The sequence below is a fragment of the Acinetobacter sp. YH12236 genome, assembly GCF_013417645.1.
In the GTDB taxonomy this organism is placed as follows: Bacteria; Pseudomonadota; Gammaproteobacteria; order Pseudomonadales; family Moraxellaceae; genus Acinetobacter.
In genome coordinates, this window is sequence record NZ_VPDM01000002.1 from 101,342 (window position 1) to 126,713 (window position 25,372).

The following is a 25,372-nucleotide window of genomic DNA, read 5'->3' on the forward strand; positions in this document are numbered from 1 at the left end:
CCTTAGAGTGAATGAAACAAAATATGTCAATTTAACAATTTTAACATGTTTTTAAGGAACTAAGTTATGCACGATTAAAGGTCACTTTGTGCATTATTATCAGGCATAAATTAACAATTAAGCATTGATTCAATTGGTATTTAATCACACAGAAAAAATATTCATAATCAATATAAATAATTGTTATCAAATTAAATTTAAACTATTTTTCAAAAAAGTATTGTAGATTAGTTACAAAAGATATTTAATATTTTGCGCCAAAATTTAACATTGATTGTAAATTTGACCAATTTTGATCCATTTTCTGCTGAGGATTAAGCGTTGAAATACAACACACTTAATGAGTTCCTAGATTACGTAAAATCACGTGATGCACATCAACCCGAATTTCTTCAAGCTGTAGAAGAAGTGATGACCAGTTTGTGGCCATTCATTGAAAAGAATCCACAATACGCAGCACATGGTTTACTAGAACGTCTAGTTGAACCTGAGCGTGCGATCCAGTTCCGTGTTGCTTGGGTAGATGACCAAGGTCAAACACAGGTTAACCGTGCGTTCCGCGTACAGTACAACTCAGCGATTGGTCCATTCAAAGGTGGTATGCGTTTCCACCCGTCAGTGAACCTTTCTATTTTGAAATTCCTCGGTTTCGAGCAAACTTTCAAAAATGCCCTGACTACATTGCCTATGGGCGGTGGTAAAGGCGGTTCTGATTTTGACCCTAAAGGCAAATCAGAAGGCGAAATCATGCGTTTCTGCCAAGCGTTAATCATCGAGCTTTATCGTCATCTTGGTTCTAATACAGATATCCCAGCGGGTGATATCGGTGTGGGTGGCCGTGAAGTTGGTTACATGGCTGGTATGATGAAAAAACTCAGCAATGACACTTCATGTGTATTCACTGGTAAAGGCCTGACTTTCGGTGGTTCTCTGGCTCGTCCAGAAGCAACTGGTTACGGTACAGTGTATTTCGCTGAAGAGATGCTGAAAACTCGTGGCGAAAGCTTCAAAGATAAAGTGGTAACAATCTCTGGTTCTGGTAACGTTGCCCAGTATGCTGCTGAAAAAGCAATGTTCCTGGGTGCTAAAGTTGTTTCTCTATCTGACTCTGCGGGTACTGTTCACGTTAAAGACGGTTTCACTGAAGAGCTTCTTGCTGAAGTGATGGAACTGAAAAACATTAAACGTGGCCGTATCTCTGAATTTGCATCTAAACACGGTTTTGAATACCTTGAAGGTCAACGTCCTTGGGGTATCAAATGTGATATCGCGCTTCCATGTGCGACTCAAAACGAACTTGATGCGAATGATGCAGCAGCGCTTCTTGCAAACGGCGTAATTTGTGTTGCTGAAGGCGCGAACATGCCTTCTACACTTGAAGCAGTTGAGAAATTCGTTGAAGCGAAAATCCTTTATGCTCCAGGTAAAGCATCTAACGCCGGTGGTGTAGCAACTTCTGGTCTTGAAATGTCTCAAAACGCATTGCGTTTAGGCTGGACTTTCGAAGAAGTTGACGAACGTCTGCATGCGATCATGAAAGAAATTCACCGCAACTGTGTGAAATACGGTACTAAAGAAGACGGTACTGTAAACTATGTAGACGGCGCAAACATCGCTGGCTTCGTAAAAGTTGCTGATGCAATGCTTTCTCAAGGCGTATTCTAAGTCTGACTTAGTTTAAGCTTAAAAAAACCGAGGTGAATGCCTCGGTTTTTTTATGTTCAGATTTTATCTTTAAAGAGTGCCTTTGACTGTTTCACGCTCTACAGCCATGTCGAATATATAGGCATATTTAGACTGGTCAGCTGCCGGATTTTTGATTTCATAACGTTTTACCCGAATAATCTGACGCTCATTCGGTGTATGCTGAAAACCTTCAATCTGATCGTAAAATAAAGTCCAGTCTTTATCGACCTGAGTCTTTAAACCTTTTTCATCATACTTAATTTCTTTCACCTGCAAGCAGGTTTGTTGAGCTACACCCGTACAAGCTTTAGTCTGCGGCGAAACTTCCAGGAAAATGGTTTCTGCCTGACCTTGGTATTTGGTTTCCGGTGTCATTTTTCCGGTAAAGACATATTTTTGACTATCAGCTGCAGTAATACTCAGTTTCGGCTGATTGGCATCACTTAGATCCAGACTAAACGGAATATCACGCTTTTGCAGAAGCTGGCTGATAAAACGTTCCTGTTCCATTAATGGTGCATCACACGCCATCATGGTGCCCATCATGTCACCCGTACTCAGAGTATTATCTTTAACAGTCCAACTCGTGCCAAGGCCATTACAGCCAGAAGCTACACTCAGTCTGCCTTGCTGATCAAAGCTCAGAACAATCGGGCGTTGCAGCCCACGATCAAGTTCCCAAGTATAAGCGGGCAAAATTTGTGTAGGCGTTTTTAATGTAGTGGATAGAGTAGAAATAGCCGGATCTCCTGAAGTGGCAGGAAGATGTGAAGATTGACATGCAGTTAAAGCCAAAGGGAGCAGGGCAAGCGCAAAAATACTGAATTTCATTGGTTTATATTCTATGTGCTAAAGTTTCAACGTGATTATAATCAAGAGATTAACAAAAAATATGGATGCAAATCGTAGCTTTTGCTAACAAAATGTATCCATATTAAAAAGTCGGATATTAAATAGTTGGAGTTAACTGTCAGTCAAAACGGTAAATATCCATTCCCAAAGCGCCCATCGTAAAACTGCTATGCACGATGCTGAAACGGTTGCCGGTACCCATGGCAAAGAATAGCGGAGCAAAGTGTTCCAGCGTTGGGTGATTACGTTTTAACTGAGGAATAGACTGCCAGTCCAGAACGGCATCAAAATCACTATGGGTTAATTTATTGGCCACATAGTTGCGGAAGGTGGATGCCCATTCCGGAACTTCATCGCTATTTCCCTGCCAGGACAATTCACGCAAATTATGGGTAATACTGCCTGACCCGATCAGAAAAACCTGCTGCTCACGAAGTGGCGCCAAGGTCTGGCCAATCTTGTAAATCTCTTCTGCACTCATCGACATTGGTAAAGAAATTTCAACCACCGGGATGTCTGCTTCTGGATACATATGTAAGAGCGGCATCCAGACGCCATGATCACGTGGACGGGTGCTGTTGGCATGTGCAGAGAACCCGGCATTGGCCAATAAGCCCAAGACTTGCTCAGCCAGCTCTGGATTGCCGGGAGCAGGGTAGCGTAACTCATATAACTCAGGTGGAAAGCCACGGAAGTCATGCCAGGTTTCAGGACGAATACCTGTATTGACTTCCAGAGCTTCACTTTCCCAATGTGCCGACATAACAATAATGGCAGTTGGACGTGGCAGATTCAGGCTTAAACGGTGCAATGCCGGGCCAACCTGCTCAGGATTGAGCGCGAGCATAGGGGAACCATGAGAAATAAATAAGCCGGGCAAAGTCTGTAAGTTCATAAGTCAAACCACATTAATTCAATGTTTTAATCATGCAATAAAAAGAGAAGCAAAGGCAGGGGGGGATTGTTCAACAAAACGTTGCATAATCAGAACGCATCAACAGATCAGCCTGCACGGTGATAAGGATGATTATGGTTGATGCTCATGGCGCGATACAGTTGTTCAATCAGCATTACACGGACTAGCGGATGTGGCAAGGTGAGTTTAGACAGGGACCAATGCCAGGCTGCTGCTTTTCGGACTGCTTCAGAATGGCCATCTGGCCCACCAATCGCCAAGGCAATATCATGACCTTCCAGCATCCAGCCTTTCATGGTTTCAGCCAGTTTTTCCGTACTAAACTCACGGCCACCGACTTCTAGTGCAATCAGGACTTCATTCTGTTTTAAGGCATTTAAAATACTGTCACCTTCAATATTTCGGTATTTCAGAATATCGGCTTCAGAATCGTTTTTGCCCCGTTTCGCCATGGGCAATTCAACCACCTGAGTCTGTACAAAAGGCTGAATACGTTTGAAATAGTCTTCAAAGCCTGTCAGCACCCAAGCCGGCATTTTCTGGCCGATGGTTAAGATACGGATTTTCATAGAACTGGATCAATAATTAGATACTTCATTATAACGATCAAACAACACGAAGTTGAGCTAGGGAAACAAATTGAAATTGAAATCATGAATTTAATGTTGCTTTAATATCCATAATTCAAGTATCCGCTTGATAATAAAGGAATGGATAATAAGAAATGCGGACCAGTCTCATTATTAAAAGATATTGTACTTTTCTACTAATTATTCTCGGTTTAACCAGTTCAGGCATGAGCTTTGCTGCACCTGCAAATTTTTCCTCCAAACAGGCACAGACAGAACATCTGGAACTGTTTATCAAACAAATTATCAGTGTAGATGAATACCGGAATTTTAAAAATACCAGTGAATTAAACCGGGTCTCAGCATGGCTCAAAGAACAGATGCGTTTACTTGGCATTCCTTGCCAATTTCAAAACTATATTGTAAATAGCCTAAGCTATAGAAATGTGGTGTGTCAACTGAATGCCAAAGCCAAAACTAAACTGGTTATTGGCGCGCATTATGATGTCTTTAGTGATCTGTATGGAGCAGATAACAATGCTTCCGGTGTAGCAGGGGTACTGGAAACAGCTCGATTATTGGCCTTACAAAAGTCAAAACTCAAACATAATATCGAGTTTGCTTTCTATACACTGGAGGAGCCACCCTATTTCAAGACTGAACATATGGGAAGCTATCTACATGCCAAAGCATTAAAGGCCCAGAAACAAAAAGTGAAAGGTGTCATTATTCTGGATTCTATTGGTTATTATGATGAAAATCTGGTGCAGACCTATCCGACAGGATTGAAATGGATCTATCCCCGACATGGAAACTTTATTGCTGCGATTGGACATTTGGCATCGGCCGGTTTGACAGGAGATTACTGTGCGTCCATGCAACGTTTCAAGCGTCTGGACTGTCAGCGTTTTGTCAGTCCGGCATTCGCTCAGGACATGAATTTTTCTGGTTATCTGAATTATGCCAAGTTTAACTATTCAACTATGCTGATTACAGACACAGCGCATTATCGTAATCCTTACTACAATACCGAGCAGGATACCTTAGATAAACTGGATCTGACCAAGATGGCTCAGGTCGTGAATGGCTTGGTCGATATGGTGATTCGTCTTTAAAATTATCCTCGCCTAAATACAAAAACACCCTGCCAGAGCAGGGTGTTTTTCAAAGCCTTTAGGTCTTAATGACGTGCAGCTTTAGCTTCTTCACTTGCTTTCACAATTGGTGGTTTCACCAGTGCTTTCGGCATATCGATCAAAGCCAGAGGTAAAATCTCATCAATCGATTTCACAGCTTTGATTTCTAAGCCTTCTTTTACATTTTCAGGAATTTCCGCAAGGTCGCGAACGTTTTCCTGTGGAATGAACACCAGTTTAATGCCACCACGGTGCGCAGCAAGCAGTTTCTCTTTCAGGCCACCGATACGCATTGCACGGCCACTTAAGCTGGTTTCACCTGTCATCGCAATATCTGGACGAATCGCAATACCGGTGAATGCAGAAACTAGAGCAGTGGTCAGTGCCAAACCTGCAGATGGACCATCTTTCGGAGTCGCACCTTCTGGTAAATGCACGTGCACATCAGTTTCTTCAAAGCGAGACGCTTCGATACCTAGCTCAGCCGCACGGGTACGAACGACAGTCATGGCAGCGGTAATCGATTCTTTCATTACATCACCAAGTGAACCGGTGGTAATGAATTTACCTTTACCAGGAACTGCTGCAACTTCAATAGTCAGTAACTCACCACCCACTGAAGTCCAAGCCAAGCCATTTACACGGCCGATTTGAGCCTCTTCTTCCGCCATACCGTAGTCAAATTTGTGTGGACCCAAGTAATCTGGAAGATTACCCGCATTCACTTCAACCTGAAGATTTTTAGCTTTCTTGCTAACTGCTTCTTTCACTACCTTACGTGCAATTTTAGACACTTCACGTTCAAGGTTACGAACACCGGCTTCACGAGTATAACGACGCACGATGTCACGAATCGCTTCTTCATGCACAGTCAACTCTTTAGCACGTAAACCATTGTTCTTGATTGCTTTAGGAACAAGGTAACGGTCAGCAATGTTAACTTTCTCTTCTTCGGTATAGCCAGGCAGACGAATCACTTCCATACGGTCCAAGAGGGCTTCAGGAATATTCATGCTGTTGGCAGTACAGATGAACATCACTTCTGACAGGTCAAGGTCCAAATCAAGATAGTGATCATTGAACTTGTTGTTCTGTGATGGATCAAGTACTTCAAGCATCGCAGAAGCTGGATCACCGCGGTAGTCTTGAGCCATCTTGTCAATCTCATCGAGCAAGAACAGCGGGTTTTTCACGCCAACTTTGGTTAATGACTGCACGATCTTACCTGGCATCGCACCAATGTAGGTACGACGGTGACCACGAATTTCTGCTTCGTCACGTACACCACCTAGGGCCATACGGACAAACTCACGGCCAGTCGCTTTGGCAATCGATTCACCCAAGGAAGTTTTACCTACACCTGGAGGACCAACCAGACACAGGATTGGACCGCGTAATTTTTTCACGCGAGACTGAACCGCCAGATATTCCACAATACGGTCTTTGACATCGTCCAGACCATAGTGATCGGCATCCAGGATTTCCTGAGCTTTATTCAGGTTAATGCTAACTTTGCTGGCTTTGTTCCATGGCGTATCTAGAATGACTTCCAGATAGTTGCGAACTACCGCAGCTTCGCTAGAGGCTGGTTGCATCGCTTTGAGTTTACGGAACTCAGATTCCGCTTTCTTACGCACATGCTCAGGCAGATCAGCTTCAGCCAGACGTTTTTCGATTTCCGCAACGTCATCTTCTGCACCGCCATTCATATCGGAAAGCTCGCGCTGAATGACTTTCATTTTTTCATTCAGGAAGTATTCGCGCTGGTTTTTTTCCATCTGGCGTTTAACAGAGTCATGCAAAGTCTGTTCGATCTGCTGTTCTTCAGACTGTTGCAGTAGATAAGTCATCAACTCAGTTAAATGTGCATCGAACTCGTCATATTCCAGGAATTTCTGTTTCACTTCGATATTCAAAGGAACACGGGTCGCTACGAAGAATAACAGTTGCAACAAGTCTTCGATTTTATTCGCAGCTGCAATCAGCTCACGAGCATTACGAAGTTTTGCTTCAGCATACTGAGCGAACAGGGCACGCAGCTCCTGCAAGCGCGTAGCTTGAGTTGTTTCATCGACTGACACAGTCATTGGGCTAAGTTCATGCTCAGCAGTCAAATACTCATTTTCATCAATGATGGTTTTGAGCTTGGCACGATACAGTCCCTCAATCAGGACTTTAATACAGTTTTCATCATTTTCGTGATTCACAACTTGCACAATCTTCGCGACAGTACCGTATTGATATAAGTTGTCGTGATCAATTTCTTCTGTAAGCGAATCTTTTTGCGCAACTACAAATACTAGATTGTCACTGTTACGAGCCACATCAACTGCATTGATCGATTTTTCACGACCGACAAATAGCGCAATTTGCATGTGCGGATACACCACCACATCACGTAGCGCCAAAAGTGGTAATACACTTGGAACCTGAGGCTCTAAGGTTTCTTGATTCATAATAATTTCAGACATGGGCACTCCTAATGAGTGACAACGGTGTTGCCATGTTTTTAATAGTGATGGGTAATTTAAAAATTACAAGGGCTATAGCGACTAAATTGTATAAAAAATGACTAATTATGTGATTTTAAAGTACTTATGTATTTGGAAATACATTGTTTAACGCTTAAAACGTTGTAAAAGTGTAGGCGTAAGCAGGGCATCTAGAGGCTGGTCCCAAACTTCTCGGGTTAAAGGCTGTGGTATCAGCTGAAAGTCATGTGCTAACCCCAGACGAAAAGGACGGTGCGGTGCTGTTGCCAGCGTACGATCATAATAGCCACCACCCATACCAATTCGGGTGCCATATTGATCACAGGCTAATAGTGGCATAACTAAAAGATCTAGTTTTGAGACATGCAGACCACGTGTAGCCATGGGTTCACGCATTCCCAACCGATGATGAGCAAAACGCTGGGAACGATATTGATTCTGGCTGATTTCTACCCAAGTGAGTTGCTGGTTCATATTGCAAATATTGGGGAGATAAACCCGTTTATGGTGCTTAAAGCAGTATTCAATCAGTGCCTGAGTCCGAACCTCACCGAAAGCATCCAGGTAAACCCCAACAGATTTGCTTGCATGAAATTCTGGCAAAGTCCGAATCATATTTAAGATACGTTGTTGAGTCTGTTTCTGGGTAAATCGAGAGAGTTGACGGCGCTGTTTACGTAGCTGTTTGCGAAGTTCGGAAAGATTCATCGTCGTCATAAATATGGTCTTCAGGATTTTAAGGCATTAGATTAATAAAATGCCATAACTTAAATAGAGGGTAGCAACATAACGAGTATTATAGGCATCTGTATGAATTTTTGATTAAATTTTAAAAATAATAAAACACGAATCATTAATTGATTGATCTGTAATTAGATCTAGTCAACTTTTTAAAAGACGAAAAAAGATACGGGTATAGGACGCTAAACCAAGAAAAATATAATAAATTTGAGCTTTAGAAAAGAAGATAAATGATGAAATATTTTGAGAAAAATAGAAGCACTCCGAGGATGCCGCTGCATGTCATTACCCTTGAACCCTAAAGTTCAAGGTGGACGAGACGCATACTTGCTGGGTTTCCCATACCGGATGGGCATACACTCTAAATATGCAGAACTCAATCCTAAGATTTAAATATCGGCTCAGGGGAATCTGACCCGCTGGCGAACATCTCAGAGTTAGACTAAGTATAAACGATAATGCTGATGTGGCAACTCTATGCTGTTCGTGAACTGTAAACAGTTTAGTCGAACGACCGAAGTTTATACAAAAAACTCGATTATTCAGTTAGTTCTTCAACTTCTTCCAAAATAGTTTGTAACAAACGTTCGCAGTGAGCATATTGTTGCAGGGATTTATTCATCGTCAATACTTCCTGCATCAGTTCCAGTGCCACCATAATGATCAGTTTACTTGGTTCCATACGAGGGGCTTTACGGCGAAATTCATCGTATTTTTCATTGAGTAATTGCGCTGCACGTTGTAGTTCATCCTGCTGATCCGCAGTGGAGGCCAGACGGAAACTGTGACCCAATACCTTTAAGTCGATTGCGATTTGTTCACTCATGATGAAGCTTCCTCAGTCACTTCAGTAGGATGGGCCAATTGCTGAATTTCCTGTGCATTTTGGTCTTGGGCCGTTCCCAAAATCGCCAGACGTTGAATAATGGCTTCAACTTTAGCTTTGGCATTTTCATTTTTCTGGGTAAGACGTTCAGATTCCTGATTCAGCCGCTGAATTTCCTGCTGGGCATGACGCTGTTCCAGCAATAACTTTTCTTTCAGCACGCGTAACTCATTGCGTTCAGCCAGAATTTCCTGAAAACGGTTCTTTAGATCAGTACAACTTTTTTCCAGACGGCTATAACGATCTGCCAGTGCTGTAGCATCCTGGTTTAAATGCTGAAACTGGTTACGTGATTCTGTCAGTTGCTGATTGAGGTTCTGGATTTCTTGTTGTTTTTGCGCAATAAAGCTATTTTTTTGTTCAATTTGAGTTTCATGTTGCACGCTTGAAGCCTCTTGCTTCTCCCGTAAACTGGTATTCTCACTTTCAAGTTGTGCAAGTCGCGTTTTTAAAACGCCAATATGCACTTGTAGACGCTGTAATTCTTCTAACATATCGAGGTCGCACAGTGTTGCAAACAAAGGTAATATATAAAGCAGTATAGAGATTGGATAAACGAATGCAAGACGATATTTCAGGTTGGTCAGAATGGTACCGCAATTTTTCCTCAATTGAAGAAATTTCTAGCCCAAGCGAACTGCATGGTTTGCTTACCGGAATTGTCTGTGTCACTCAGGCACCTTCAAGTGATGAATGGGTACAGATTCTAGAAACGCTAGATGTTCCTGAACTGAACCCTGAAGCATTAGAATTGTTAACGGGTGAGGCAGAAGACATATTTCATGCGCTGTCTGAAGATGAGCTGGATTATCTGCCATTACTACCAGATGATGAGCATAGCTTGGCTGAACGCGTTCAGGCATTGGCTGACTGGTGTGCAGGCGTAGTGCTTGGTTTCGGTCTGGCTTCAGGGCATATCCGCAATGATGAAATGGAACTGATTGAACATTTACAAGATGTTGCAGCTGTTGAGTTTGAAGATTCTGATGACGATGCCGAAGGCGAAGAAAGCTATCAGGAGCTATATGAGTTTGTTCGTCTGATTCCGGTAAGCCTGTCCGTCGGCCGTAAGAAATTAGAAGTTGAAGAAACACCTTTATTGCAGAAATTTACGCAAAAAGCACCTACTCCAGCTTCTGCAACTGAAGCGCAATCTGTAGTTGAAATTTTCTCGCCGAAACGTCCGAGTTAAGTTCAAGCGGTTCTAAACACAAATTAAAAAACGGTTCTGAAAACCGGCATATTTTTTGCTGATCCTTCTCATGATGATAGTAAATTAATCTGACCTGTTTTCAGGACCAAATTTTAAATAACAGTAGCAATTGATAAGAAGTAAGGTGTAATGAAGAAACTGACTCAAGCCGATTTTCAGGAACGTCGTGACATCCTCGCAGGGGAAATGGGATTACGTAGTATCGCGATTATTGCCACCAGCCCGGTCGTCCTGCGTAACCGCGATGCAGATTATAAATACCGCGCGGACAGCAGTTTCTTTTACCTGACTGGATTTGCTGAGCCTGAAGCAGTTGCAGTAATTGAAACTTTTGATACGGAAGAAGAAGGCTATACCTATAGTCTGTTTTGCCGTGAACGTGATCGAGAAATGGAAATCTGGAACGGCTACCGTGCCGGAGTAGATGGCGCCGTTGACGATTATGAAGCGGACGAAGCCTATGCGATTGATCTGCTAGATGAGGAAATCCTCACCAAGCTTCAGAACAAAGACAAGCTCTTCTACCGGATTGGGCACAATGCCGAATTTGATGCACGTGTAGCCAAATGGATCGCAACAGCCAGTGGTGAAAGCCGCCGTGGTACTTCTGCACCGGCACAGATCATGCAGCTGGATCGTATCGTTGATGAAATGCGTCTGCATAAAGATGAAAATGAAATTGAACTGATGCAGCTTGCATCGGATATTTCTGCAGAAGCCCATACACTGGCTATGCAGAAAGTTCGTCCAGGCATGATGGAATATGCTTTAGAAGCAGAATTAAATTATGTCTTTGGTAAAAATGGCTGTGTACCATCGTACAACAGTATTGTTGGTGGCGGTGAAAATGCCTGTATTCTGCATTATGTAGAGAATGACAAAGAACTGAAAGATGGTGATCTGGTTCTGATTGATGCTGCCTGTGAATATCAGTTTTATGCTTCGGACATTACCCGTACTTTCCCGGTGAATGGTAAATTCAGTCCGGAACAAAAAGCTTTATATAATGTCGTACTGGATGCACAGATTGCTGCGATCAATGCTGTTCAAATCGGGAATTCTTATAAAGAGCCGCATAATGTGGCGGTTCGCATTCTGGTTCAAGGTTTACTTGATCTGGGGATTATGCAGGGGGAGATTGACGAAATTATCCAGACTGAAAGTTTCCGCCAGTTCTATATGCACGGTACAGGGCATTGGCTGGGTATGGATGTACATGATGTAGGTACTTATAAAGCTAACGGTGAATGGCGTGCATATGAAGAAGGTATGGTCGTGACCGTTGAGCCGGGTCTTTATATTGCGCGAGATGATGAAACTGTAGATGTTAAATGGCGCGGTATCGGAATCCGGATTGAAGATGATGTGGTTGCTACCAAAAATGGCCCACTAGTGCTAACTGCAAAAGTTGTGAAAACCGTGGAAGATATTGAAGCCTTAATGGCCAAAGCCCATGCTGCTTAAATGAAAGATATAAAAAAGCCGGTGATCTCACCGGCTTTTTTATATAGTAGAAAGTTAAAAATGTATTCGTGAATGATAGTAATTTTTTAATTTATTGATATTAAAATGAATATTTATAAAATTTTAAGAAAAAATGGATTAATTTCTTAGGCAAGAGGTTATCCAATAGCTAGACAGAACAAAGATACTATCGAGAAACATGCAAGACTTTTACTTACGTTAATCGCGACTTATTCAAATAAAATTAACTTTGTTAAAATTGAGAATTATAAGATGACAGGAATTCAACACAGCAATTGAGTTTTTAGCATCAAAGCAACATATTAATTCCGATTTCGTTCTCATACTTGACCTGTTCCTTAAATAAACTCAAAGAAGAGCAGGAGAAAAATGATGAGACTAAATACGCTTGACTGGATTGCTTATGCTTTAGCGATTATTGGTGGCATCAACTGGGGTCTGGTTGGTGCGTTTAACTTTGATTTAGTCGCTGCCATCTTTGGTGAAATGAGTGCACTATCTCGAATTATCTATGTATTGGTTGGTTTGTCTGCCTTGTATCTGATCTATACTGGTACAAAATTGGGTCGACGTGATGTACATCATGAGTCTCAAGCTCGAGTAGTACGTTAACTGACTAAAAGTTAATTGAAGTCATTGATATTTTTTTAATTAACTGATTTCTATAACAGATTAGTTAATCTAAAAGATATAAAGGACATTTAACAGAAACGGAGCTTAAGCTCCGTTTTCCATTTCTAAATTAGTCAACCTAGATAACATTTTAAATCGATAAAAACCGTATAAAGTGATCAAAAAATATCTATAAGTTTTTTCTATCTACCGGATAAAAATACCTAAAGAAATTAAATGGTTCTTTGCCTAATTTAATTAACCTTTTTTCTAAAACCAGATAAGTAATAGAACCTGCTAAGATAGAAGAAGTAATAAGTATAGAGCTAAATAGGTAAGGGTTTAATATATTGAGTTTGTTTAAAACCATAGCAACTGGGCTTAAAGTAAAAGGATGAATCAAATATAAAGAGTAAGATGAATCTCCAAGATGATTAAAGAATCTTAAAATTAGTGATTTAGTTTCTGTGATTAAGTCTTCTAAAGCTACGCATCCAACAAAAATGAAAAACATTGGGATCCCGATTTTTAATGATCTCAAGGTGATGAAATCAGGTAGTTTATAAAAGTTTTGATAGGCTAAGAGGGAAGCGCCGAAAAGAACCATAAATAAAGACATTAATCGTGAAAGGTTAGTATTTTTTATAATGATAAATGCCAGAACGCCTAGAGCGAATTCAAGTAGAAGGTTATGGGTTAAAAATATCAGAAATTCAGATTTAGGTTGGAGTATTAAACCTATAGCCACAACAACTGAAAAATATAGAATGATGAAAAGATATTTATATAAGTCTTTTAATAAAAAGATTAGGAAAAAAGAAAATATAAAATAATAATAAAATTCGTAGCTTAAGGTCCATCCATTATTAATTAAAAATTTACTGCCATTCGGAATTAAAAAGAAGGATTCCAAAATTCCTGTTTCACCACCAGATGAATTTATAAGATTGGGAGAAACCAGAAATACGATTAAAGCAAAAAAACTGAGAACCCAATAAAGAGGAATGATTCTGATAAATCGGTTTCTCATGAAATTTAGAAAATTAACTTTTTTATTATATGTTGTATAACACATAATAAAGCCAGAGATTATGAAAAATAAATCAACGCCAGAACCACCTATGTGATACCACTGGAGTGTATCAACATTGTATTGTTGTCCTTTAAAGGAGGTATGGCTTATAACTACCATTAAGGCAGCAATCCCCCTAAGAAATTGCACTGAATAAAGCATAGTTATTATTTTATTAAAGTATTTAATTTAAACTACCATACTCAATGTTTGTCTAACAAATATACCTTGTGAAAGACCGTGAATATTACTAATTATTTAATCAAAAATTATTACAGTTAGTTTAATATAAAAGTAGCCGTATTTTACGGAAACTTAAATATTCACTAGAGTTTTAGAAACTGTAAAAAATGAATTTTTTATTAATTATTATTATTTATTAACCCGCCTAAAATTTGTTTCAAAATTTTAATAAAAAGTAAAAGTGCTCAGCTTAATAAAATAAATTCCAGAAAACATTTATGAATTAATTCAAAGATCACGTATACATAATCCACTTCACACCAAAATTTGGGAATTTTCTATACATAAATGAAAAATATATTTAGCAGTAATTGCTAAGATTTCTGTTTAGAAACCTCAGTATTATGTTCAAATTTTAATCATTAGATAATAAAAAACCCCGGCATCCTACCGGGGTTCTGCGTATTGGTTAGCTTGGTATAACTCCTGTCGTACCTTACCGTCCTTGTGCTTATCTATTGTTATTCTTATGTGGAACTCCCTGTTCCTGATGAAATCATCATATGAAAATTCATTTAACTAAAATAGGGGTTAAGAACTTGAATAGCTGTAAGTCAAAGAGTACACAATTGATTATTAAATAGGCATGTTTTTTGTATCATTTAGAAATTAAAAACAATTACCCTTTAAAAAAAATATTATGAGAAGAGAAGGAGAAGAATGTACATACTTAATAAGTTACTTGAGCTCGACTTAGACTGTCGTTTCTAAATTGAACAGCGCGACTTTAATCCGTTCCTTCATCTTTGCTATCGCATTCGTAGCACTTGCACTATTGATCGAGAACAAATCGCTAATTTACATTTTTGCTGGCTTGCTGATGTTCTGGCAAAGATAACTGGTGCTCAAATTACATGAGTATTTTGAAAGTAAAAAAACTGATACTTGATGGCAGATTTCAAATAGCAAAATTTTGAGATTTTTTAATATAGAAATATTTAAAAAATACATGTTCAAAGCAAGTGGCTGAATTTATATAAAAATTCATTTTATTTTTCAAGCTATTTTACTATTCGATAAATTATTTTGTATCTGATCATAGAAAATTTTTATAAAATCAGTTATATATATTAAACGGAAAAATATTGAGTAATGTACATAATCTAAAATATTGAGGTAGACAATGAGCGACGCAAGACTTTTATATGTTAGTAAGTTGTATGACTGCGAAGATCCAATGAATGATCTATTCAATATTCTTACAGAAGCGTTGAATTTCAATTCACGTAATGCGATTTTTGGGGCTCTGTATTATGGAAATGGTTACTTTGTTCAATGTCTGGAAGGAGATAGGAACAAGATTGAAGATCTGTTCTATAAAAAAATCTTGAAAGATCCTCGACATAAAAATTGTGAAGTTCTGTATTTTGAAGATGTAAATGATCGACTCTTCTCAGACTGGCATATGAAATATGCCAATATCCATCAGGATATTCTTGGATTCTTTGCCGAACATAATCTGGATGAATTCAATCCTTATACCTTGAATGCCGAGACCATTCCTCAATTTATTCAGATATTGGCAAGTTTGAATGACCATGCCTATACATTGAAAGCAAGTTAATCCTTACATCATCATGCGATATAAGCTTTGGCCCTGTATCGTATGATTTTTTAAAATGAGTATTTACTTTAAATAAGTTAAATAAAAAATATTTTATAAATTCAAAAACATAAATATTGTTAATTCAAAAAAATATATCCAGATCTCATCCTTATCATTTCATACCAAGCCAAGCTTTTAAACCTAACAATCAGTGCAAAATTCTTCTGCTTTTCATCAGGCAGACGACACTTCTGTATTTTGAAAAATTTAAGTAGGCCGTTGAGGTTAGCTATAAATTAACCACAAGCAGACTTCGCTTCGAAACCGCTACCTAATTTATTATAAAAAAGAAATTTTTTAGGCTAATATAAAATTTATCATGATTATAAGTATCTATGTATATAGGTACGCCATTGAAAGGATTACAGCATGCAACAAGAAGTCATCATTGTCGGTGGTGGTATGGTCGGCTTGAGTCTCGCACTAATGTTGGCGAAAACCAATATTGCAGTCAAACTTTTGGAAGCGATCAAATATCCAGATTATGATGATGTAAATCTTGCACCCTATCATTCCAGTTTTGATGCACGTAATAGTGCCTTGTCACGCCGTAGTGTACAGATTTATCAGGAACTTGGGCTTTGGGATGCCTTGCAGGAACATGCAACGCCGATTCTTGAAGTGAATATTACTGAGCAGGGCAGTTTTGGTAAGGCGCGCTTAATTGCAGAACAGGAAAAAGTCGAAAGTTTTGGTCAGGTGATTGAAAATGCCTGGCTAGGCCGTGTGCTATTAACTCAAGTCAAAAAAGAACCTTTAATTGAACTGATTGATGGGGTTCAGGTCAGCTCTCTGACTCAAGATGCTGAGTTTGCTTATCTTGAAGCACAACGTGGTGATGCTTTATTGAAACTCCAATCCAAACTGGTGATTGCTGCTGATGGGCGCGATTCTTTCTGTCGTAAAGCGCTCGGCATTGGGGCTTCAGAACATGATTATGATCAGGTCGCTATTGTCACTACCGTTCAAACTTCTAAACCACATAATCATGTTGGCTTTGAACGCTTTAGCCACCTAGGACCTTTAGCCTTATTACCACTTCCAGGTGAATATCGTCGTTCTGTGGTCTGGCCTGTGAAAAAAGGAACAGAAGGAGAATGGCTGGGTGAAGAAAATGATCAGCATTTCCTGAGCGCTTTACAAGAAACCTATGGCGATCGTGCCGGTAAATTCCAGAAAACAGGTAAGCGCTTCAGTTTTCCATTGTCCCAGGTATTAGCAGAAAAACAGGCTGTGGGCCGAGTGGTCTTGATGGGTAATGCTGCACATACGATTCATCCAGTAGCGGGTCAGGGTTTCAACCTGTGTATGCGAGATGCGCATGTACTGGTGCGCTACCTGAAAGAGCAGCAGTCACAAGGCGCAGACTTAGGTGATGCAGCAGTATTACAGGACTATGAAAAATCCCGCTTGAATGACCAGCAAAGAGTGATCAAGTTCTGTGATTCTGTAGTCCGTGGTTTTAGTAACCAGAATCCATTCTTGAAACTGATCCGTAATACCGGACTGATTGCTTTTGATACCATTCCTGGTATCAAGCCACTGGTCGCTAACTATGCCATGGGGTTAAAAGCATGAGTCTGAATCCAAGTTCTGATGTATTAGATGTTGTCATTGTTGGTGGTGGACTAGTAGGTGGCTTGACCGCTTTATTACTTGCTCAAGGTGGTGTGCAAGCGACTGTTCTGGATGCTGCGCCTATTCTGGATGCAGACAAAACTTTAAGTGTAGCCAATCCGCGGGTTTTGGCGCTAAGTCAGGCGACTATTCATTTATTAAAAACCGTAGGTGTGTGGGAAAAACTTGCACGCCAGCAGCCATATACTGGAATGCAGGTCTGGAATAAAAATGGCTATGGTGAAATTAACTTTGGTCATTCTTCAGAAAGAACACCTTCTGTAGAGCAGGCGCTAGGCTCAATGGTGGAACCGAGTATTCTGAATCTGGCCATCCAGCAAAAGATGCTTGAAGAGGTGCAAGATTACCGCACACAGGTCAAAGTTAACCGGGTTGAACGTGGAGTAGATGTTTGGATCATTCATCTGGCAGATGGCACCCAGCTCAAAACTAAGTTGGTCATTGGCGCAGATGGCGCGAACTCCTTTGTGCGCGAGCAAGCCTTTATCGATATCGATGTACTGGACTATAAACAGGCCGGAATCAGCTGCGCAATTAGAACAGCCCAGCCACATCAGCATGTGGCCCGTCAGATTTTTCTGGAAACTGGTCCTTTGGCTTATCTGCCAATGGCGAGTCTTAAAGAAGAAGAGCAAGGCCACTGGCAATCCATAGTCTGGACATTACCTGATGATTATGCCGATGAGTATGCAGCGCTATCAGATGCTGACTTCACTCAACTATTGACCCGTGAAAGCTATCATATGCTGGGTGAAGTGCTGGAAGCGACAGCACGAGCGAAATTCCCACTCAAAGCTCGTGCTGCACAGCAGTATGTACAAGATGGCTTGGCACTAATTGGTGACGCTGCGCATGTGATTCATCCGCTCGCTGGACAAGGGGTTAATATCGGCTGTCTGGATGCTGCCGTACTCTGTGACGTGTTGCTGCATGACAAAGCGCGTGGAGTGTGGGCCCATGAACAGACCTTGAAACGTTATGAGCATCGCCGTAAAGGCCAGAATGATGCGATGATGCATAGCATGTCGGCGATTGGCTGGATGGAAACTACAGAGCTTTTCCCAGTGGTGTGGGCACGTAATTTCGGGCTGAAACAGGTCGAGCAACAGACAGTCCTGAAAGATGCATTTATGGCTCAGGCGAATGGTTTAAGTTTACTCAAAGATACACGTTATTCAGCCTAGCGGCCGAATGTAAATTTTTTAAACAAACATCTATAAAGAGTAACCATTTTGTTTAAAAAAGATACGATTTTTTGAAAATTAGGGCTAGGCGAAGACCAAAGAGATTGCTAAATTTCAGTTAATTTAAAGCTTGGTTTAATAGATAAAAGCGAAGCCATTTGTGGGGAGAGCAAAATGACAGACGTAAATGATTATGATGATGTAGAAGATCCTGTAATCGACGACGATGAAGCAAAAGCAGCAGAAAAAGGTGCTGCAAGTAGCGAAGAAGTTGTAAATGATACAGACGTATTAGAAGCTGAAACTTTGACTGTAACTGCTAAGCAGAAAAAACGTCAGGCACTTGAAGATGAAATTGCGGCTTTTCTGGCAAGCGGTGGCCGTATTACTGAAGTTCCAGCTGATGAATCCGTTGCAAGAGAATAATTGCACTCAATATTAGTAAATAAAAAAACACCACATTGATTGTGGTGTTTTTTATGGGTAAAGAAAAATTAATCGTTGGCAGAGGTTAGTTCCAAAGCACGTTGATAGGCAATTTTTTTCTTGATTCCAGTCAAATCAGCAGCCAGCTGTGAAGCTGCTTTGACAGACAGGTCTTGTAATAAACGCAGTAACAATTTATCCAGTTTTTCCTGATCCAGATCTTTTTCTTCGATAGAACCGCCAATGACCAGTACGATTTCACCTTTTTGCTGGTTATGGTCATTGGCAACAAATTCGACTAATTCACCCAGTGTCATTTTCTTGATAGTTTCAAAGGTCTTGGTAATTTCACGGGCAAAACCGACAGGACGTTCTGCACCGAATACCACTGCCAGATCTTTAACACATTCCAAAATGCGGTGGGGCGCTTCATAGAAAATTAAGGTTTGGGTTTCATCTTTCAGTTTTTCCAGAGTCAAGAGTCGTTGGCTTTGTTTAGACGGTAAAAAGCCTTCAAAGCTGAAACGGTCACTCGGTAAACCTACTGCGCTTAAAGCGGCAATTGCAGCACATGCACCCGGTACAGGAACCACATGAATATTATGTTCTTGCGCAGCACGGACAAACTTGAATCCTGGATCGCTAATCAGTGGCGTGCCTGCATCACTGATCAATGCCATATCTTCACCATTGAGCAGGCGTTGAATCAACTGATCAATCTTGTTGCTTTCATTATGTTCATGACAGGCTGTCAAAGGTGTTTGAATATTAAAGTGTTTAAGTAATTGTGCAGAAGTTCGTGTATCCTCAGCTGCAATAAGACTCACCGATTTCAATACATTAATTGCACGATAACTAATATCATCTAAGTGCCCGATTGGAGTCGCAACAACAAATAACTGAGCACTCATAGGTTTCTCCATGTGGAATAAATCGAATAATAAAAAATGGAAGATTCAAAACAAAATTCTGGGCTTGGGGTTACTGGCCTGCGTCAGCAGCGTACAAGCGGAAGTGCTGATTATTCTACCTGAAACCGGCCCCTTGGCGCGAGCCGCTTCGAGTATCAAGCAAGGATTTCTCAGTGCATATACGGCGTCCGGACAGAAAGTACCATTGAAATGGGTCAATTCAGACCAGAAAAAAATCTCTCAGTTACTCAAACAGCATGTCAGTAAAAAGACGCAAATGGTGATCGGCCCTCTGGCACGTCAGGATGTAGAGCAGCTGGTGCAGACTAAACCCAAGATTCGTACACTGAGTTTGAATGAAACTAGCCTCACGGCCCCAAATATCTGGCAATTTAGCCTGTCGAAAAAAGAAGATGCAGCTGCATTACAGAAGCAGATTGCGCTAGATGGGATTCAGCAACTGTTTGTGCTGCGTCAACCGGGCAGTGAGTCAGAACATGAACTATTGCTAATGTCACTACTTAGCCAGAGTGAGCTGCAACTGGAAATGATCGAGAAGCCGCCATTTTTTCTGAAGAGCAAGCAGGGGATACTATTGCTTGGCAATGCAGACTGGCTGGAATCCTTACATGGTTTAGGACATAAACGGATTTATACAGTCGCAAATGCAATTAATGAACAGCATGTTCCGCCACGAGGCATCAAGTTCTGCGATGTGCCGGTACTTTATTTTGCTAACTGGCCTGATGTGATGCAGGCTCATCAACAGGCACCGGTGAATATGTCCTATCAGCGCTTGATTGCTTTTGGTGGCGATGCCTGGCAAATCACCCAGTATTATTTAAACAATAAAAAAATACGCAATATTGAATTCCAGGGGCGTACTGGAATGATTCGGATATCGGATCAGGGCATACAACGTACACCATCCTGTTTTCAGCAGAGTGCCAAAGGTCTCAAGGCACTATAAGAGTCAGCGATGCAGAAACAATTAGGTGTATGGGCAGAACAACAAGCTGCGCAACTGATGCAACAACAAGACTTTCAGCTCATTGCCAGAAACTGGCATAGCCGCTATGGTGAACTTGATCTGGTCATGCAGCGTGAGCAGGAACTGGTCTTTGTCGAAGTAAAAGCACGAGCTAAAACGGGTTATGCATTGGCTTATGAATCTGTTTCCTCTGCCAAGCAACGAAAAGTCCTACAAACGGCTGTATGTTTTATTCAAAAAAATCCACAGTTTGCACATTATTACTATCGTTTTGATGTGATTTGTTTTGATTTTAATCGGTATTTTGCAAAAACCATACAGCATGATTTTTCTCAATACCCTTATGATCTGCACTGGTTTGAAAATGCTTTTACTTTTGATCAAGAGTTTATTAATCTTTGAATAAAATAAGATCGGATGCGGCAGATAAAATTTGCAGCATCATGGGAAAGTTCAAGTATGATGAAGAACATCTGGCCTTGAAAAAACAGATTATTATATTGAAATAAGACTGATTAAAATTAAGGAGTCTTGCTGAGTGGTTAAGCGTATTGCAATAACAATGCTGTGTGTCGCAAGTTTATCGGGTTGTGCCAGCTTTATTTCTAGCGGTACTGGTACGGCTCCTGTAGGTATCGAAAATGGAGCTCGGACGCTAGGACAGGTATTTATCGATTCTTCTATTGTACGTACTGCAAAAATTAATCTTTATAAACTGGATTCACGTTTTAAACAGTCAAGGGTCAATATTGAAAGCTTCCATGGCAATGTCCTGTTGACCGGGCAGGTGCCGGATGCGCATCTCAAGCAATTGGCAGAAGATAATGTCAAATCCATGAGTGACGTCAAAGCGGTGCATAATTTTATTACTGTGGGTAACCAGAGCAGCTACACTACTATCATGCAGGATACCGCCGTGACGGCGAATACCCGTGGCCTGATTATGAAAGCACCGGTAGTGTCTGACAGCAAAGTGCATGTACATACTGAAGATGGCGTACTGTATGTAATGGGACGTCTGAACAGTGCTGAAATTGATGACCTAAATCAGGTGCTGCAACAAGTGGGCAATATCACGAAAATTGTCACGCTCATCGACAACGTGGATCAGCGTTCTGGTTATAATACTAACCAGAATTTTGCAGCGCCTGCATCTTATGCACAGTCGGGTGTTGAACAGACTCCAGTCGCTATTGATCCTGATACAGTTGAACCGACTGATGTTCCATAAGATCGGTCAATTTAAAACGCAGCTGTCAGATCAGATCCTTGAAGTCCAACAACGTTATAAAGATTTCCGGATTTATGATTTTGGCAGTTATGCGCTGAACCGTTTAACCCCCAAACAGGGTTATAGTGTTGAAACTCAGTTAGCCTATGGCTTAAAAGCTCGTCAACGTTTTGATCTGTTTTTAAGTCATCAGCCTTTAGCGCATCGCCCCCTGATTGTCTTTGTCCATGGTGGTGCCTGGCTGCATGGTGATAAAAAGGATTACTACTTCATTGGCGAGGCCTTTGCCAAAGAAGGTTATGATGTGGTGGTGATGAATTATCATCTAGCGCCTGAACATATTTTCCCGATTTATATTAATGACCTGCATTTATTGCTAAATCATTTGCAGCAGCATGCAGACCAGTTAAATGTTTCTACGGAAAATCTGGTCTTAATGGGGCATTCAGCCGGGGCATTTAATGTCATGTCTGCTCTGTATCATCCGCAAAAAGCCATGATTGAGCGGGAACAGATCCGCGCCATTATTGGACTGGCAGGTCCTTATCATTTTGACTATAAAGATGATCCGATCTGTGCAGATGCTTTTGACCAGTCGACTCCGTATCAGCAGGTGATGCCATATTATTTTGTGGAAAATACCCCCACCAAACATTATCTGTTCATGGCAGAGCGGGACAATATTGTCGGTCATTTCAACAGTCAGGATCTGGACCGGGTTTTAAAAGACCATGGCAATCATAGTGAGCTGATTACCATTCCGAAACTGGGTCATATTACAATGATTGGTTCATTGTCCAGCTTATTCAGCCGGTTCTTTGAAACAAAGCCGCGTGTGATGTGGGCGCTAGAAGATGCTTTTAAGTGAAGATCTGTGATCGTGGTAATTCCCATAAAAAAGCCCGGTATAAAAACCGGGCTTTTTTAATTGAAAACCTTAGAGCCATTTACGGGTATCATCTGCGACCGGTGTACCTTGAGTCACATGCATGATCATGGCATGGGCAATACTGCCTTTAAATGGAATTTCCGGCAGCTGATCAAATTTAAAGAATTTCGCGTCGCTAATTTCTTCTTTCTGCAATTGCAGCTCACCGCCAGTATATTCTGCTTTGAAGGCAATCATCAGGTTACTCGGGAAGGGCCACGGCTGACTGGCCAGATACTGGATATTTTTCAATTTCAAGCCGACTTCTTCCAGCGTCTCGCGACGTACCGCTTCTTCAAGCGTTTCCCCAACTTCGACAAATCCGGCAATCAGACCATACATCTGGCTTTTGGTATTACGTGCATTTTTAGCTAGCAAAATTTCATCTTCACCGCGGGTAATCACAGTAATCACACAAGGTTGCACCCTTGGATACTGACGATAATGGCAAGCTGGGCAAACCATGGCATATTCAACAGCATGGGCTTCAGTCGGGGTGCCACAGTGGCTACAGAACTTGTGATTCCGGCGCCATTCCAGTAGTTGCACAGCACGGCTGGCCTGTTCAAATTGCTGAACATTCCAGAACTGTAATAATTGACGGATTGGAACCAGTTGCAAGCCTTCAGGAATTGGCTCATCTGGAAGAAGATCACGGGCAATCACCTGATCACCCGGATTCAGCAGCAAATCGCTTGCCAGAGCTTCAACTTGAGGCAGTTGAAAGTGTTGATCGACCAGCAGCTGTTGCTGCTGGAAAATATAAGCAAGTGATAATTTTTTAGACATTAGGCAACGATTTTCAGTTTCTCACTACTGTCTAATGCTACCTTAAACATGGACTGTAATACAGGCTGTTTGTTCTTTAAGTTGTCGATCATCATGTCGGCACTAGCCAATGCATCCAGCGCATGATGAATTTCTGCCGGTGTTAATGCAACCGACTGTTCAATACGGTTTTTGATAAACAGGGCAGTTGTATTGAATGCAGCTTTCACATGTTCAGCATTCAGGAACAGCATAGCACCGCCAATTTCACAGAACTGGATGGGTACAGGTTCGAGTTTGGTCAGATCTTGATCCTGCAGATAATCAGTCAGAATCTGGCTAGACAATTCAATCAATGCTTTAGTTTCATTTAACAAAGCGTTGTGTGCTTCATCCAGACGATCCAGTGAGATATTCATGTTATTCACACGTAGCTGCAAGCGGCTCGAAGTATGATGGCGTTCCAATACACCAATCGAGTTCATCGCGGATAGAATCACATTCATCAACTGCTGGGCAAAAGACTCATCTTTCAGAATATCTGCCTGGCTGAGTGAAGCTGCCTGACGGTTTAAGTCATGATAGGCTTCATTCAGATTCAGAACCTTGAAGATATTGGCCAAGCTATTCAGCTGAGTCTGGAGTTCCTGAGTTTTTTCAGGTGTCATGTGCTGATAGTTATATTCGATATCATTGCGGATCTGGGTCATTTCCGCAGTCACCAGTTCGCTAATGGTATGCATGGTTTCGAAGTCCGGACCATATAGGTGACGGCTGAACACCTGAAGTTGCATATCTGTCAGTAGATCATCACCAATATTCAGCTGGCTACGGATTTGCTGTGCAGTTGCATCTTCCTGACTAATACATAAGCTCAATACATTTGCCAGATCAGACAGAGAGGCTTTGAAGCTGTCGGCTGAACTAAAGTACTGCGCCATGTTGCGTTCAATACTGATTAAAGTACGTAAACGTGGTTCATTGATGAGCAGGTGATCAATATTATCAAAAGCAACATGCACCAGATGCCAGTATTGCTTGCTTGGATGATTTGCTGAAAGACCTGCCAGATAAGTACCGACCAGTTTGATCGCTTGCAGGTCCATCTCGCTTTCTTCCTGTTTCAGCAGTTTGTTAAGTGACAGCTTATACAGGCGTTGCACATATTTGGATTTTTCCAGACCTGGTACTTGGGGTAACTGGAAGTCTGGGGTAATCAGATCAAGCAAAGGTTCAATATGCTGACCTTCAGTGGTTAATGGTTTACCAAGCGCAAGTTCCAGACGGTTCAGGGTATCGAGCAGGAACTGTGGAATTTTCACTTCACGCAAGCAGATAAATTCGATATAGCGTTTCAGCATGGTGGTGCCTTCACTCAATGCGATCACATCCTGAGTGTTAACCTGCGCCGGATTCCCCATAATCTTGCGCATCAGTTCTGCTGAATATTGTGCAATTTGTGCCAGATTCGGCATATCAATCAGTGCCAGTACCTGTGCACATTGTTCGAACTGATTTAATGCATCGTCAATGCCAAAAGGTAAAGTCTGATCTTCTACCAAGGTGCTTACTGCTGATTCGACTAACTTGATCGAGTTATCAACCTCATTTTTTATTATCAGTAAAGCTGTTGGATCAAAATGTATAGAGGTTTGGTAAGACATGGATCTGCACCTTTCCTTGAGTATTATCTATATATGAGCCCCGCTTTATCGGACGGGGCCTCTTTGGAATTACTATAACTGAAGAACTGTATTTTAAAAGCGAAATTACTGCTTGAAATTTA

General features: G+C 41.1%; 24 protein-coding genes and 1 other RNA gene. 13 read left to right on the forward strand and 12 right to left on the reverse strand.

Translation table 11 applies throughout. The features are described from left to right. Nucleotides 1-321: 321 nt before the first annotated feature. A complete protein-coding gene (gdhA, locus tag FTV14_RS01595; protein WP_004782901.1) occupies nucleotides 322-1,665 on the forward strand; it encodes an NADP-specific glutamate dehydrogenase in 1,344 nt (447 codons plus the stop codon). A gap of 69 nt (nucleotides 1,666-1,734) precedes the next feature. On the opposite strand, the gene FTV14_RS01600 is transcribed toward gdhA, so the two are convergent. From FTV14_RS01600 to rlmH, 3 genes are all read right to left on the reverse strand, one after another. Next, nucleotides 1,735-2,517, reverse strand: a complete 783-nt coding sequence (locus FTV14_RS01600) for an META and DUF4377 domain-containing protein (RefSeq protein WP_180053174.1) — start codon at nucleotides 2,515-2,517, stop codon at nucleotides 1,735-1,737. A gap of 139 nt (nucleotides 2,518-2,656) precedes the next feature. Continuing rightward, entirely contained in the window at nucleotides 2,657-3,433 is a 777-nt protein-coding gene (locus FTV14_RS01605; protein ID WP_004782897.1) for a dioxygenase, read from the reverse strand. A gap of 107 nt (nucleotides 3,434-3,540) precedes the next feature. After that, nucleotides 3,541-4,023 (reverse strand): 23S rRNA (pseudouridine(1915)-N(3))-methyltransferase RlmH, encoded by a 483-nt coding sequence (gene rlmH, locus FTV14_RS01610; RefSeq protein WP_004782895.1) that lies wholly within the window; start codon nucleotides 4,021-4,023, stop codon nucleotides 3,541-3,543. A gap of 155 nt (nucleotides 4,024-4,178) precedes the next feature. On the opposite strand from rlmH, the gene FTV14_RS01615 reads away from it, so the two are divergent. Next, a complete protein-coding gene (locus FTV14_RS01615; RefSeq protein ID WP_180053175.1) occupies nucleotides 4,179-5,138 on the forward strand; it encodes a M28 family peptidase in 960 nt (319 codons plus the stop codon). 65 nt (nucleotides 5,139-5,203) lie between these two features. On the opposite strand, the gene lon is transcribed toward FTV14_RS01615, so the two are convergent. From lon to FTV14_RS01640, 5 genes are all read right to left on the reverse strand, one after another. Further along, entirely contained in the window at nucleotides 5,204-7,630 is a 2,427-nt protein-coding gene (gene lon / locus FTV14_RS01620) for an endopeptidase La (protein ID WP_034703702.1), read from the reverse strand. A gap of 147 nt (nucleotides 7,631-7,777) precedes the next feature. Beyond that, nucleotides 7,778-8,359, reverse strand: a complete 582-nt coding sequence (locus tag FTV14_RS01625; RefSeq protein ID WP_159123362.1) for a 5-formyltetrahydrofolate cyclo-ligase — start codon at nucleotides 8,357-8,359, stop codon at nucleotides 7,778-7,780. Nucleotides 8,360-8,648: 289 nt separating this feature from the next. Then, nucleotides 8,649-8,833: non-coding RNA, 6S RNA (gene ssrS, locus FTV14_RS01630), on the reverse strand. 97 nt (nucleotides 8,834-8,930) lie between these two features. After that, nucleotides 8,931-9,218, reverse strand: coding sequence for a cell division protein ZapA (locus FTV14_RS01635; protein ID WP_005234746.1), 288 nt, complete (start codon nucleotides 9,216-9,218; stop codon nucleotides 8,931-8,933). Then, the gene (locus FTV14_RS01640) at nucleotides 9,215-9,772 is read right to left on the reverse strand and encodes a hypothetical protein (RefSeq protein ID WP_004782884.1); all 558 of its coding nucleotides are present in this window, start codon (nucleotides 9,770-9,772) and stop codon (nucleotides 9,215-9,217) included. The genes FTV14_RS01635 and FTV14_RS01640 overlap by 4 nt, the downstream gene beginning before the upstream one ends. Before the next feature lie 65 nt (nucleotides 9,773-9,837). Here FTV14_RS01640 and FTV14_RS01645 point away from each other — a divergent pair, with 65 nt between their 5' ends. From FTV14_RS01645 to FTV14_RS01655, 3 genes are all read left to right on the forward strand, one after another. Beyond that, nucleotides 9,838-10,470 (forward strand): UPF0149 family protein, encoded by a 633-nt coding sequence (locus tag FTV14_RS01645; RefSeq protein WP_034703706.1) that lies wholly within the window; start codon nucleotides 9,838-9,840, stop codon nucleotides 10,468-10,470. A 150-nt stretch (nucleotides 10,471-10,620) separates the two neighbouring features. Then, nucleotides 10,621-11,955 carry a Xaa-Pro aminopeptidase gene (gene pepP / locus FTV14_RS01650; protein ID WP_180053176.1) on the forward strand — a complete coding sequence of 445 codons (1,335 nt, stop codon included), beginning with the start codon at nucleotides 10,621-10,623 and terminating at the stop codon, nucleotides 11,953-11,955. A gap of 393 nt (nucleotides 11,956-12,348) precedes the next feature. Continuing rightward, a complete protein-coding gene (locus tag FTV14_RS01655) occupies nucleotides 12,349-12,588 on the forward strand; it encodes a DUF378 domain-containing protein (RefSeq protein WP_034703714.1) in 240 nt (79 codons plus the stop codon). 190 nt (nucleotides 12,589-12,778) lie between these two features. Here FTV14_RS01655 and FTV14_RS01660 read toward each other — a convergent pair whose 3' ends face one another. Next, nucleotides 12,779-13,822: an acyltransferase gene (locus FTV14_RS01660; RefSeq protein ID WP_257219736.1), complete on the reverse strand. Its 1,044-nt coding sequence runs from the start codon at nucleotides 13,820-13,822 to the stop codon at nucleotides 12,779-12,781. Nucleotides 13,823-15,026: 1,204 nt separating this feature from the next. Between FTV14_RS01660 and FTV14_RS01665 the strand changes: the two genes are divergently transcribed. The 4 genes from FTV14_RS01665 (at nucleotide 15,027) to FTV14_RS01680 (ending at nucleotide 18,757) form a co-directional block, all read left to right on the forward strand. Beyond that, nucleotides 15,027-15,467 carry a BLUF domain-containing protein gene (locus FTV14_RS01665; protein ID WP_004782875.1) on the forward strand — a complete coding sequence of 147 codons (441 nt, stop codon included), beginning with the start codon at nucleotides 15,027-15,029 and terminating at the stop codon, nucleotides 15,465-15,467. 411 nt (nucleotides 15,468-15,878) lie between these two features. Beyond that, a complete protein-coding gene (gene ubiH, locus FTV14_RS01670; RefSeq protein WP_180053178.1) occupies nucleotides 15,879-17,087 on the forward strand; it encodes a 2-octaprenyl-6-methoxyphenyl hydroxylase in 1,209 nt (402 codons plus the stop codon). Then, entirely contained in the window at nucleotides 17,084-18,331 is a 1,248-nt protein-coding gene (locus FTV14_RS01675; RefSeq protein ID WP_166138271.1) for an FAD-dependent monooxygenase, read from the forward strand. Before ubiH ends, FTV14_RS01675 begins: the two co-directional genes overlap by 4 nt. Before the next feature lie 174 nt (nucleotides 18,332-18,505). Next, a complete protein-coding gene (locus FTV14_RS01680; RefSeq protein WP_004782870.1) occupies nucleotides 18,506-18,757 on the forward strand; it encodes a hypothetical protein in 252 nt (83 codons plus the stop codon). A 68-nt stretch (nucleotides 18,758-18,825) separates the two neighbouring features. Here the strand turns inward: FTV14_RS01680 and rsmI are convergent, their stop codons facing one another. Further along, nucleotides 18,826-19,668, reverse strand: a complete 843-nt coding sequence (rsmI, locus tag FTV14_RS01685) for a 16S rRNA (cytidine(1402)-2'-O)-methyltransferase (RefSeq protein WP_004782868.1) — start codon at nucleotides 19,666-19,668, stop codon at nucleotides 18,826-18,828. Nucleotides 19,669-19,678: 10 nt separating this feature from the next. Between rsmI and FTV14_RS01690 the strand changes: the two genes are divergently transcribed. From FTV14_RS01690 to FTV14_RS01705, 4 genes are all read left to right on the forward strand, one after another. Next, nucleotides 19,679-20,638 (forward strand): penicillin-binding protein activator, encoded by a 960-nt coding sequence (locus tag FTV14_RS01690; protein WP_180053179.1) that lies wholly within the window; start codon nucleotides 19,679-19,681, stop codon nucleotides 20,636-20,638. A 9-nt stretch (nucleotides 20,639-20,647) separates the two neighbouring features. Further along, nucleotides 20,648-21,061, forward strand: a complete 414-nt coding sequence (locus FTV14_RS01695; protein WP_159123344.1) for a YraN family protein — start codon at nucleotides 20,648-20,650, stop codon at nucleotides 21,059-21,061. A gap of 136 nt (nucleotides 21,062-21,197) precedes the next feature. Continuing rightward, nucleotides 21,198-21,890: a BON domain-containing protein gene (locus FTV14_RS01700; protein WP_180053180.1), complete on the forward strand. Its 693-nt coding sequence runs from the start codon at nucleotides 21,198-21,200 to the stop codon at nucleotides 21,888-21,890. After that, nucleotides 21,880-22,758, forward strand: coding sequence for an alpha/beta hydrolase (locus FTV14_RS01705; protein ID WP_180053181.1), 879 nt, complete (start codon nucleotides 21,880-21,882; stop codon nucleotides 22,756-22,758). Before FTV14_RS01700 ends, FTV14_RS01705 begins: the two co-directional genes overlap by 11 nt. Nucleotides 22,759-22,827: 69 nt before the next feature. Here FTV14_RS01705 and nudC read toward each other — a convergent pair whose 3' ends face one another. Together nudC and FTV14_RS01715 are read right to left on the reverse strand one after the other, a co-directional pair. After that, entirely contained in the window at nucleotides 22,828-23,607 is a 780-nt protein-coding gene (gene nudC, locus FTV14_RS01710) for an NAD(+) diphosphatase (protein ID WP_180002315.1), read from the reverse strand. Beyond that, nucleotides 23,607-25,250, reverse strand: coding sequence for a chemotaxis protein (locus FTV14_RS01715; RefSeq protein ID WP_180052532.1), 1,644 nt, complete (start codon nucleotides 25,248-25,250; stop codon nucleotides 23,607-23,609). Before FTV14_RS01715 ends, nudC begins: the two co-directional genes overlap by 1 nt. Between the last annotated feature and the right edge of the window lie 122 nt (nucleotides 25,251-25,372).